The sequence below is a fragment of the Marinomonas algicola genome (assembly GCF_014805825.1).
Lineage (GTDB): Bacteria > Pseudomonadota > Gammaproteobacteria > Pseudomonadales > Marinomonadaceae > Marinomonas > Marinomonas algicola.
In genome coordinates, this window is the sequence record NZ_CP061941.1 from 2,863,476 (window position 1) to 2,875,249 (window position 11,774).

The 11,774-nt window shown below is 43.3% G+C and carries 11 protein-coding genes and 1 pseudogene; 9 read left to right on the forward strand and 3 right to left on the reverse strand.

What is annotated here, in order from left to right; translation table 11 throughout:
* The first annotated feature begins 154 nt into the window (after window positions 1-154).
* Together IEZ33_RS13065 and IEZ33_RS13070 are read left to right on the forward strand one after the other, a co-directional pair.
* On the forward strand, window positions 155-961 hold the full coding sequence (locus IEZ33_RS13065; RefSeq protein WP_191600486.1) for a sulfite exporter TauE/SafE family protein: 807 nt from the start codon (window positions 155-157) through the stop codon (window positions 959-961).
* A 342-nt stretch (window positions 962-1,303) separates the two neighbouring features.
* A complete protein-coding gene (locus IEZ33_RS13070; RefSeq protein WP_191600487.1) occupies window positions 1,304-1,990 on the forward strand; it encodes a helix-hairpin-helix domain-containing protein in 687 nt (228 codons plus the stop codon).
* A 250-nt stretch (window positions 1,991-2,240) separates the two neighbouring features.
* Here the strand turns inward: IEZ33_RS13070 and IEZ33_RS13075 are convergent, their stop codons facing one another.
* Complete coding sequence (locus IEZ33_RS13075; RefSeq protein WP_191600488.1) at window positions 2,241-3,119, reverse strand: LysR family transcriptional regulator; 879 nt, start codon at window positions 3,117-3,119, stop codon at window positions 2,241-2,243.
* A gap of 102 nt (window positions 3,120-3,221) precedes the next feature.
* On the opposite strand from IEZ33_RS13075, the gene IEZ33_RS13080 reads away from it, so the two are divergent.
* The 5 genes from IEZ33_RS13080 to IEZ33_RS21040 all read left to right on the forward strand — a co-directional run bounded on the left by IEZ33_RS13080 (window position 3,222) and on the right by IEZ33_RS21040 (window position 7,808).
* Window positions 3,222-4,409, forward strand: a complete 1,188-nt coding sequence (locus IEZ33_RS13080; RefSeq protein ID WP_191600489.1) for a M20 metallopeptidase family protein — start codon at window positions 3,222-3,224, stop codon at window positions 4,407-4,409.
* 49 nt (window positions 4,410-4,458) lie between these two features.
* Window positions 4,459-5,490 carry a TRAP transporter substrate-binding protein gene (locus IEZ33_RS13085; protein WP_191600490.1) on the forward strand — a complete coding sequence of 344 codons (1,032 nt, stop codon included), beginning with the start codon at window positions 4,459-4,461 and terminating at the stop codon, window positions 5,488-5,490.
* Between the two features lie 43 nt (window positions 5,491-5,533).
* Window positions 5,534-6,049: a TRAP transporter small permease gene (locus IEZ33_RS13090; RefSeq protein ID WP_191600491.1), complete on the forward strand. Its 516-nt coding sequence runs from the start codon at window positions 5,534-5,536 to the stop codon at window positions 6,047-6,049.
* A complete protein-coding gene (locus IEZ33_RS13095; protein WP_191600492.1) occupies window positions 6,042-7,325 on the forward strand; it encodes a TRAP transporter large permease in 1,284 nt (427 codons plus the stop codon). Before IEZ33_RS13090 ends, IEZ33_RS13095 begins: the two co-directional genes overlap by 8 nt.
* A 324-nt stretch (window positions 7,326-7,649) precedes the next feature.
* Window positions 7,650-7,808 carry a helix-hairpin-helix domain-containing protein gene (locus tag IEZ33_RS21040; RefSeq protein ID WP_420844880.1) on the forward strand — a complete coding sequence of 53 codons (159 nt, stop codon included), beginning with the start codon at window positions 7,650-7,652 and terminating at the stop codon, window positions 7,806-7,808.
* Between the two features lie 65 nt (window positions 7,809-7,873).
* On the opposite strand, the pseudogene IEZ33_RS13105 reads toward IEZ33_RS21040, so the two are convergent.
* Both IEZ33_RS13105 and IEZ33_RS13110 read right to left on the reverse strand, forming a co-directional pair.
* Window positions 7,874-8,203, reverse strand: a pseudogene (locus IEZ33_RS13105) (GFA family protein); the annotation flags it as partial.
* 280 nt (window positions 8,204-8,483) lie between these two features.
* Window positions 8,484-9,434 (reverse strand): LysR family transcriptional regulator, encoded by a 951-nt coding sequence (locus IEZ33_RS13110; protein WP_191600494.1) that lies wholly within the window; start codon window positions 9,432-9,434, stop codon window positions 8,484-8,486.
* 174 nt (window positions 9,435-9,608) lie between these two features.
* On the opposite strand from IEZ33_RS13110, the gene IEZ33_RS13115 reads away from it, so the two are divergent.
* Together IEZ33_RS13115 and fdhA are read left to right on the forward strand one after the other, a co-directional pair.
* Window positions 9,609-10,262 carry a nitroreductase family protein gene (locus IEZ33_RS13115; protein WP_191600495.1) on the forward strand — a complete coding sequence of 218 codons (654 nt, stop codon included), beginning with the start codon at window positions 9,609-9,611 and terminating at the stop codon, window positions 10,260-10,262.
* Between the two features lie 271 nt (window positions 10,263-10,533).
* Window positions 10,534-11,727 carry a formaldehyde dehydrogenase, glutathione-independent gene (gene fdhA / locus IEZ33_RS13120; RefSeq protein ID WP_191600496.1) on the forward strand — a complete coding sequence of 398 codons (1,194 nt, stop codon included), beginning with the start codon at window positions 10,534-10,536 and terminating at the stop codon, window positions 11,725-11,727.
* The last annotated feature ends 47 nt before the right edge of the window (window positions 11,728-11,774 follow it).

Consider the following 11,774-nt stretch of genomic DNA (forward strand, 5'->3'; position numbering starts at 1 on the left):
ACGATGTCATTCAATTGAAGCAAAAAATACAGTCGCTAGAACACCAAGAACACAGTAACGTTTTACCTTATTATGCTTCGTTTCATTCAAGTCAATTGCGTACTGCGTTATTATTCTGTCACGCTTTCTCATCAGACATAACATAAGGGCAAACATGGAACATCTATTTTGGTGGCAATACGCATTAATTGGTGCCATTTTCATATGGAGCGGCTTTGTTCGGAGTGGCTTGGGTTTTGGTGGCGCGGTTTTAGCCTTACCTTTCTTATTGCTTGTCAAAAATGATCCTTTGATATTTTTGCCTATTATCTCGATTCATCTATTAGTCTTTTCGAGTTGGATTGCGTGGCAAGGGGCAAAAACCACAAAAAAACAAGCCCAATTAGCCACTGAACAAGGCAATAGTCCAACAGAAGCACAAGGTAATATTGCGTGGGGGTACTTAAAAAAAGCGCTTGGTATCATGATAGTGCCAAAACTAGTCGGCGTGTTTGGCTTGCTTACCCTACCAGGTGACATTGTGACTGGCGTTATCTTTGTTATCGTGGCGATTTTCGCCGTATCGTATATTATGAATAAACCGTTTTATACCAATAATAAAGCGCTCGACACGGCCTTTCTTATGCTTGGCGGCTACGTCAGTGGTACGTCTTTAATTGGTGCGCCATTAATCGTATCAGTATTTGCCACTAAAGTGCCACGCCACCAGCTTCGAGACACCTTGTTTGTTCTTTGGTTTATTCTGGTCTTAATCAAAATGACCTCGTTTCTCATCGCGGACATTGATTTACAACTGGTTCACCAGCTTTGGTTACTTCCCTGTGCGCTTATCGGACATATATTTGGGCAGCGCTTACATGAACGTATCAAAGCCGCTGAAACGCCTGTTTTCTTCCAGTTCGTCGGTTGGGCATTACTTACTGTCTGCGGTTTTGGTTTGTACTCAACCTTTATGCTCTGAGCGTCTATAAATCCCGGTTTTTCTATTGGCTTAGTTTTAATGTAGCGCTGGCATTGAATACCCTTTAGAAAAGGAATGGCATAAGGCGTCACCATGATTTTCGAGATCGAATTCACGATTGTTACAAAACAATATCGGGCGCTTTTTCAGAAAACGATCCCTCATCAAGTAGTGAGTTTTTTTATTTTTGCGGATGTTCAACGGATTGGCTATCGAGATTAGTAAGTGTAAACACAGCTTTAACAAAACATCCATTGTATAGTCATATTTTCCTTGCATCTGAGTAAATTATGATCAAAGATCAGCGCCATAAATCAATAGAGGTTTTTTAAAGGAGAAAACGTGAACATCTCATTAGGAAATGCCGTAAGCTCATCTGGACTTAGCCTAAATGGCGGTTATAGCTATCGCATTCAAAACGATCGTATTATTGTCACAATAGATCATATTCAAAGTAATCGCGCTTACGACAATTTGAGTGGTACTCTTTGCTTAGCCGTTCAAGCATTCTCTTTTAATGACGCACCTTCAAGCGCGTTAACATTAGCATCAATAACGTTAGGTGAACTCAAAGGGCAGCATAGTTTACCTAATTGCGCTTACGATTTGATTTTTCACGAGCCTCCAGCAGGAATCTGGAAATTTGCGCTGGTATTATGCGAGTGGAATGGAACAGACTATTCGGTGTGTGATACGGCCTTCTTTAATGAGCCTTATTGTGTTGAAGTAGCCCCAGAGAAAAAAAATACCGGTAATGAAGTAAAAGGCCACAGCACCCAAACGGAGCTCAAAAACAGACAACCTAAGCCTCAAAAAAAACCAATCACATTGTCAGACAGTGACACCAATAATTTAAAAAAACTAAATAGAGTGAAGCTAGAGCGCCTAGCTAAAATCAAAGGCATCCCCCTTGCTGTCGCAAAACGACTCGTAGCTCAAAGACCATTTCACTCTATTAAAGCCATTTTAAGTGTAAAAGGAGTGGGTCCTAAGACGCTACATAACATCTTAGACGATTTGAACCAATAAAAGACATGTTGGCAAGATAATCAGAAATGAATTCTTGAGCTGTCATCATTTTTACTAGCCCCTAGAAAATAGTAATATCTGAAAACGTATGAATAAAAGCGGATAAAACAGATAACCCAAACATAAATAGTGATTTGGTTTAGACAGTTGAACGGAAATTCGTATTCGCTCTACAGATCTTAAAAGAGGTATTCTAGTAAGTTTCACCCTTTAAACAACCAGACGTTTTGAAATAGGAGTCTTGATAACATTATTCCACCTCAATACTATCAATTAGATTATTAATTTGTTGTGTTCGATTGCCCTTCAGCCAAACCATTTTAAGCTCTAGAGGTATGTTCAAATCTTCAAGTGAATAATAAACCACTGGTTCGGCTAATCCCTCCATGACTTTTTCCGGCATAAAAGTATAGCCTTGATCACTACTCACTAAAGACATAATGGTCGCACTGGTGTTTCCCGTCTCTAAAAGGCTTGGCTGAAACCCTTTCTCACCAAAATAGGAAAAAACAACATCATAAAACGGCTCACTGGCAGATCGATCGAACCAAATAAAATTATACGGTTCTAGGTCTTTAAGGTGTTGAGCCGGCTTTTTCGCTAGATCCGATTCGACATGAGTAACAAGTACTAAACGATCTTGGTTAATCGTCATACTCTCGATCAATGGGGATTCTGGAGGATAATACATAATGCCAGCATGTAAGCGACGCTGAAAGAGATAGTCTATTTGATTACTCGCAAGCATGGCATTGACACGTAGCTTGATGTCTGGATATTGCTGACGAAAGTGTTTAAGTGCGTCTGATATTTGTTGGGTACGCAAATGTAATGCTGTGGTTCCTAGCTCTAAAACCCCTTGAGTCCCTTCTGTTATTTGAGCCACTTTTTCACGGGCCGTTTCCAATTGCCCAAAAATACGGCTCACGTCATCGTAAAAGACCTTGCCAGCTTCCGTTAAAGTAACCCCTGTGCTGTAGCGTTCAAAAAGACTGGCCCCCAAGTGCTCTTCAAGCTGTCTGATTTGTCTGGTTAAAGAAGGTTGGGCGATATAAAGCCGTCTTGAGGCTTCCGAAAATGACCCCGATTCAGCAATTGAAATAAAATATTGCAGCTGCTTCAAATTCATATCGGCTATACCTTTTTGCTATGGAAAGAATCAGATCTGATATTATCTTAGCAAAGGCCCTGTGTGCTAACTTATTTTTTTAATAATACGCTTGGAGGCATAATGAAATCCTATTTTGAAGCCATTGCAGATGAATTAGTATCCATTAGACATCATCTTCACCGTTTTCCTGAATTGGCCTATTGTGAGACATCTACCGCTGAATTAATTGAAAAACATCTCAGCGCATTAGAGATTACCTTTCAAAATGGCATAGGCAAAACGGGCATAGTGGGAGAAATAACGGGCTTATTACCGGATAACGGTAAACGCATTGGCTTACGCGCTGATATGGACGCCTTACCCTTAATCGAGATGTCAGAGCACGATCATGTGTCAGAAATTGAGGGCTGCATGCACGCCTGTGGCCATGACGGTCATACGGTTATCTTACTTGGCGTGGCGCGCTACTTACAAACGCACCGCGACCAATTCGCAGGAACGGTATACCTCATCTTCCAGCCCGCGGAAGAAGGTGGCGCTGGTGGCTTGGCGATGATAGAGGATGGCTTACTAGAGCGCTTCCCAATGAATGAAGTCTACGCCTTACACAACTGGCCCTATTTACCATTAGGTCAATTTGGTGTTCGTAACGGGCCGATAATGGCGGCAACCGATAAAGTCATCATCGAAATTATTGGCAAAGGTGGTCATGGCGGAGTGAGTCCCCATTTAACCGTAGACCCTATTCGTGTCGCCGGTGAGCTCATCTCTTCCTTGCACAGTATTGTGTCACGAGAGTTTGCACCACAAGACAGTGTGGTACTGAGCTTGTGCGCAATGGAAAGTGGCGACCTGAATGCGTTTACCGTCATTCCTGAAAATGCGCGTATTCATGGCACCACTCGCACCTTGACGCCAGAACAACGAGACAAAATAGAAGCCTCGATTCATCGAGTTTGTGATGGCATTGCGCAGGCTTTCTCGGCGACAATTAAGGTTGATTATGACAGAAAATACCCAGCCACGATTAACACACCCGATGAAGCGGAAAAAGTGGCGCGTGTGATTACCGAAACCTTTGGTGAACAAGCACTCGCTCAAGATGTTTTACCGAGTATGGGAGGTGAAGACTTTGCCTTCATATTAGAACGTTGCAATGGCGCTTATTTCTTTTTAGGCACGGGAGTGGAAACGCAACAAACTCACGCCCTTCATAGCCCATACTTTGATTTCAATGACGAAGCAATTGTCTATGGCTGTACCGCCATGACAAAGATCGCTTTAACAGCACTAAATGAGCGTTCATAAAACACAACCAATAAGACGCTCTTAATTAAACCATAAAAGGAACACACTCATGATAAAAAGAAATTTTGCAACACTCTTTACCGCCTCCCTCATTACCACTGGAATATCACTCAGCAACATAGCTGTTGCTGAAAACTTTATCATGTCTTCTTGGGTTCCACCCACTCATCCACTGGTAAAAGATGTACTGGCCCCTTGGACAAAAGACATTAAGAAAGCGACGGATGGGCGCGTCAATATTCGTATCTTACCTAAATCAATAGGCTCTCCTCCACAGCAGTTTGAGGTCGTTGAAAGCAAACAAGCGGACATCGTCTATGGCAATCAATCCTATACGGCTGGGGTATTTAATGATTACGCGTTTGTTGAGCTCCCGTTTGGCGGCGACAACCCAATCGCGACCTCTGTCGCTTACTGGCGTACCTATGATCGCTACTTAAAAGCAAATGACGAAATGGGCAGTGTGAAAGTATTAAGCTTATTTACACATGGTCCCGGTCAGCTATTTACCAAAGGCGTTGAGTTTACTGACATCAGTGATAAAAACGCCGATGCCAAAATCCGTGCAGGGGGTGTGTCTTCAGCCAATGCCGTAAGCATTTTAAAAGCAACCCCTATTCAAGCCCCTCTTTCTAGTGCGGCAGAGATGCTAACCAATGGCGTCGTCAATGGCATTGCGCTTGATCCTATGAGTTTGTCTATCTTACATTTTGATAAATACGTTGATAGACGCTTTGAAATTGAAGGTGGCTTTTACAATGTCAGCTTCTTTGTTGCGATGAACAAAGACTCGTGGAATAAAATTTCTAAAGACGATCAAAAAATTATCGACCAATTAAGTGGTGAACACCTCGCGCGCAAAGCAGGTGAAATGTGGCTTCGCGGTGGCGACAACTCAACTGAGTTTTATGCCGAAAAAGGCATTAAAACGTACCAACCAACGGGTCAATTCAAAGAACAACTACAGCAACTGCTTTCTGTTCATGAAAAAGAGTGGGTGGAAAAAAGTACTCAAAAAGGGTTACCCGCTCAAGAGGTGTTAGATTACTACCGCTCTGAGGTTAGTGCTTTATCTCAGTAGGCCAATAGGCGGTATTCTAATTCTATCGACAACAGGAAATACTATGCTAGTAACATTTTTCCAGAGGCTTCGGGCGACATTGCGCCCCGTTGCCATCTATTTAACTGGGTTTGCATGGGTGAGCGTCGCCTTGATTACGCTCGCCGATGTTATTGGTCGTGCTAGCCTGAATTTGCCCATTTATGGCAGTTTTGAGTTAGTAAAGTTGATGATGGCACTCGGCCTTTTGTTCTCTATGCCATTGGTCTCGATATCTAATGCGCAAGTAACCGTCGAGCTTATTTCTCAGCGCTACAGCAAGAAACTAAAGCGACTGCTCACCGTATTTTCCAGCTTAATAGGCGCCATATTTTTTGGCTTCTTTACGTTAAGTATCGGCCAACTGTGCCTGAAGTTTTTGCATACGGGAGAGCACAGCACGCTGTGGAAAATACCTTATAGCGCAATAGCAGGTGGTATGGCATTCGTCTGCATATTGACGACATTGGGGTGTTTAGTTCACTGCTTCATAACCGAAGATAACGCGAACGACACAGAGCAGGAGGCAATAAATGCTTGAAGTCAGTCTTATATTGTTCGCCATGTTAGCGGCCATGTTAGCGGGTATTCCCATTGCCTATTGTTTAGGGATCGCGGGCTTTGTGGGTGGCTATATGGTCATAGGATATGACGCCATGTTGTCACAACTGGGCAGTTCATTATTTGAAGCAGGGTACGCCTATGAGTTTTGTGTTGTCCCCCTGTTTATTTTTATGGGTTGTTTAGTGTCAAAAACCAAAATTTCAGACAGCTTGTTTGCAGCGGCCAACGCCATGATAGGTCACCACAAAGGTGGTATCGGTATGGCCACCGCCGTAGCATGCGGAGGCTTTAGCGCCATCTCTGGCAGCTCATTAGCCACCGCGGCGACCATGAGTAAAGCGGCATTACCGCAGATGCGTAAGTATGGTTATCACGATCGCCTTGCCACTGGGGTTATCGCGGCGGGTGGCACTTTGGGGATTTTGATCCCGCCAAGTATTGTCCTAATCTTTTACGGCATCCTCACCCAACAAGACATAGCCGACTTATTTAAAGCGGGCATCATTCCGGGTTTATTAGGTGTTTTTGGCTACATGTTAGCCGTGCGATTGGTCACCTTCTTCAGGCCAGATTACGGCCCACGCGGCGATAAAACCAACTGGAAACAAAGACTTCAAACCTTAAAAGGAATTTTGGACTTTATTATCTTGTTTGCTGTCGTGATAGGAGGCATGTACTCAGGTATTTTCACCTCCGTGGAAGCGGCCAGTATTGGTGCCGTCAGTGCATTCGTCTTAGCCGGTTTGCGAGGCAAATTATCTGTAGCGCTAGTAAAAGACGCCTTACTGGAAACCAGTAAAACCACGGGCATGCTATTTTGCATTTTCTTAGGTGCACTGCTGCTGACCTCTTACATTAACTACTCTGAGTTGCCTTGGTTATTGACGGATTTAATTGATCAGTTTGAATTATCAGGCGTTCAAGTGGTACTGGTTGTCCTGATGATTTGTATGCTTCTCGGTATGGTATTAGAGGCCTTTTCAATCATTTTGCTGATTGTGCCGATTGCGCTGCCAATATTGCAAATGACCGATGTAAACCTTATTTGGTTTGGCATTATCTTAGTCGTCACCACAGAAATCAGCTTGATTAGCCCTCCGGTGGGAATGAACGTCTTTGTCCTAAAATCGGTGAACCCAGACATATCCACTGGCACCATTTTTAAAGGCGTTGTCCCTTTCATTTTTATTGATCTCATTCGCTTAGCGATACTAATTATGTTCCCATTACTCTCACTGGTTTTGGTTTCATAAGCGGTCAGGCTTTCTCTCTTTTTAAGAGGCCACTTTTAAAAGGAAGTCTTAAAAGGTAGCGAACAAAGGCCAGACAAGGAAAAAACGGACGATGATGCAACAGAAGAAACAAGGGCTTAACATTTAAAAATGAGCCTAAAGAAATAAACCGAGTGACAAACATCACTCGGCTTATTTATATTCATTGAGACAAATCTTGCTCATGTTGTGATCTCACGTCTCCTTTCTCCACTACCGCCCTTAAAAGCGGTTTAGTACTGGAAAGCTCCAAAGCCAATCACATTGTCAGACAGTGACACCAATAATTTAAAAAAACTAAATAGAGTGAAGCTAGAGCGCCTAGCTAAAATCAAAGGCACCCCCCTTGCTGTCGCTGAACGACTCGTAGCTCAAAGACCATTTCACTCTATTAAAGCCATTTTAAGTGTAAAAGGAGTGGAGCCTAAGACGCTACATAACATTTTTGACGCATTAAATAATTAAAAGAATAGTCTCAAGACAGCCGCAAAAACGATCTACTTTGCCCATTTTCTAATAACGGCTGCTGGCTATCCCTCTTCAAAATGCGCAAACACGTCAGCCGCTGTCATATTATGCGTTTCATTTTTAAACTCGTAATAGTCTGGTTTTTCATCGATAAATATCTGATGTGTGAAATTAAAACTGGCGCTTGCTTCAAGTAAACCAATAGGAAGATGATATTGGTTAGCTGGCTTAAGATAGTAAAATAAATGCGTCCCGCAATGGGTACAAAACCCCCGTTCAGCCCACTCGGAGGAAGGATAGCGTGTTACGCTCGTTTCATTTGATATTTTCATTTTATCCGCGCAGTCAATTGCCAGCATTGGGCCACCACCCCAGTTCCGACACATACTGCAATGACATGCCGCTAACTCATTGCTAGCCTATTCAACTTCTATCTCAACGCTACCACACAAACATTTACCATGCCCTTTCATACCTTATAACCCCCACTGTTATCGCACTCTTCAAATAGTTTGAGTGTCTCATTATTAGCCGCAATAGTTGAATATGTAAAGCCTTGTTGATGAACGAATGGAACCTACCCTATCTACATCCTAAGCGTGATTTGAGTAAACTACTTTTATAATGAAGCCTATTTACACTAGCCTTTTTATAAAACGAATCGCCAAGCATTTAATCTTCCAATACACCTTTCTCCAACAGCCCGTTATCGACTAATTGAGTTAAAATCACTTTGGTACGCTCTCGAAACATATCGCGTAATAAACGAACGGTTGGCGTTATGGATTGGCGGCTCGGGCAAATTAACCAAAGCTCTCCTTGAGGGACTTTATAATCCGGTAGCAACGGCACCAAACGACCTGAGAGTAAATCATTGGCAATATCCAACGAGGATTTTACAGCCACACCTTTCCCTGCAACACACCAACGCCTAACTAAGTCTCCATCATTCGCCGCACAATAGGATTTTAACTTAATTTTGTAAGAACGCTCCACATCCGCTTTTACGCCTGTGACATGCCAAGTATCATTCAAAATATTGTGCAATTGATAAAATAAACCTTGATGATTTAGCAGGTCTTTAGGGTGTTCAGGCGTACCGTGTAATTCAAGGTAACTTGGACTAGCTACCAGTAATCTGGGCACGTTACAAATCTTAAAACCATATAAATTGGAATCTGCAGGTGCGCCATAACGCAACGCAATGTCTAATGCATCACGATAGAAGTCAATATTGCTGTCACTAATATGTACCCTCAACGTTACTTGTGGATACTGCTCCATAAAACCATCCACCCAAGGAATCGCTATATTTCGTCCTAAATCAGACGATACCGCTAAACGAACTTCGCCGCTAATGATATCCAAATCATTATGTATCGCTTGTTTGGCTTGATCCAACATTGACATGGCCGCGATGCATTGTGGTAAATAACGTTCACCGGCACTGGAAAGGCGTAAGTGGCGTGTCGTTCGCACAAACAGCTCAACACCGAGCGTGGACTCTATACGCTTAACCGCCGCACTTGCTGTCGCTATTTGCATATCCAAATGGGTTGCTGCCGCCGTAATACTGCGAAACTCTGCGACTTTTATAACGACTCGAAGATCTTCAAGCTGCATGACTTAGCCCTTATTAGAAATGAAAACCACCTTCTATTATCAAATAATAATTGATAATAATTCAATCAAAACCCTGTTTTTCATTTAATTATGTCTCGATATTATAGCGCCATCAATTTCAGCACGACTTGTTATAACGAGTGCTGAACACTTAACTTATTATGGAGACAAAACATGTCACATCAGATTATTGCTAACCTAGAAAAACGCCATACCGTAAAACACTATGATGCATCTAAACGTATCTCTAAAGCGGATCTGGTTATTATTCTGGAAGCAATGCGCCTTTCGCCTTCTTCTATTAATTCTCAGCCGTGGAAATTTATCGTTATTGAAAGCGACGAAGCGAAACAGCGTTTTCACGACACATTCGTCAATAAATTCCAGTTCAACCAAAAGCACGCAAAATCAGCTTCACATACTATTCTTTTCGCCCATAAAACACACTATTCCCGTGCCGACTACGAAAAAGTAATTGACACAGACATTCAAACAGGTCGCACAAAAGCGGAGAACAAAGACGCGTCTTTCGGTGCTTTTGCTTTTGTAGATATGAATACAGACGATAAAGGCAACAACGCCGCGTGGACAAAAGCTCAAACCTACCTAGCTCTTGGTAATGTTATGCACTCAGTGGCTAGTCTAGGCATCGACTCTACCCCAATGGAAGGAGTAGATCACGAACTGATCAGTGAATTATTTCCGGAGCTTGAAGGCTATCAATGCGATGTTGCGCTTGCAATGGGTTACAGCGATTCGGACCAAGACTATAACGCGGCCTTACCAAAATCACGCCTATCCATCGAAAACGTAGTCACTAGGCTTTAAGCCGATGTAACCCTTCACCAACGAGGTCAGATATACCTTATCTAACCTCGTTACTTTTTTATGGACGCTCTCGCCTGAGAAAAATGAGATGCCCCCATCATTTGTAACAATTCCCTGACATTCAAGCCGTCAGAGATAATTATCGACATCCTTTTTTATCCGTCGTTTTCAGGTTACTTTTATGTCGTGCAAAGACCTATCCTTTTTTTCGCTGGTGACAAAATAGCCAGTCAAGCACACAACAAAAACAACAGCAAAAAAGGATGTCCACATGAGCAATTACGCAAACCGAGGCGTTATCTATCAAGGCAATGGCACTGTCAAAGTTGAAGCCATCCCCTTTCCTGAATTGGCTATCGGTAAACGCCGCTGTGACCATGGCGTTATTCTGAAAGTCGTTACCACCAATATCTGCGGCAGTGATCAACATATGGTTCGAGGCCGCACAACCGCACCAAGCGGCTTAGTCCTTGGACATGAAATCACTGGCGAAGTCATTGAATGTGGTCGCGATGTGGAATTCATAAAAGTTGGGGACTTGGTGTCTGTACCCTTTAACATTGCCTGCGGCCGTTGTCGTAATTGCAAAGAAGGTAAAACGGGGATATGTTTGAACGTTAACCCAGCGCGCCCTGGTGCGGCTTATGGGTACGTTGATATGGGCGGTTGGGTTGGCGGACAGGCCGATTACGTCATGGTGCCTTACGCTGATTTCAATTTACTAAAATTCCCTGATGCAGATCAAGCCCGCGAGAAAATTCAAAGTTTAACACTTCTGTCTGATATTTTCCCAACAGGGTTCCATGGTTGCGTTACCGCTGGCGTGGGTCCAGGCTCTACCGTGTATATCGCTGGTGCGGGTCCCGTTGGTTTAGCGGCGGCGGCATCGGCGCATTTGCTTGGCGCGGCCTGCGTCATTGTTGGCGACATGATAGAAGATCGACTCAATCAAGCACGCTCTTTTGGCTGCGAAACCATCGATCTCAGACAAGAAGGCGACATTCAAGATAAAATTGAAGCGATTCTTGGAGACCGTGAAGTGGATGCTTTTGTGGACTGCGTCGGTTTTGAAGCTCACGCTTGTGGCTGTAATCACCACCAAGAATCCCCTGCCGTTGTGTTAAACTCAGCGATGCAAATGACGCGTGCGGGTGGTCAGATCGGCATACCAGGCTTGTATGTAACAGAAGACCCAGGTGCCGTCGACAGTGCCGCACAACAAGGTAGTTTAAGCATGCGTTTTGGCCTAGGTTGGGCGAAATCTCATTCACTTCATACAGGCCAATGCCCTGTCATGAAATATCATAGAGCACTGATGCAAGCAATCTTGTTTGATAAAATCGACATTGCCAAAGCCGTAAACGTGCAAATGATTTCACTTGATCAAGCGCCACAAGGTTATGCGGATTTTGATGGCGGTGCCGCGAAGAAATTCGTTATCGACCCTCACAAAATGGTGAGTTGATCCATCCGAAAACGGAATAACTAGACACAAAAGGCCTTGTCCTACTA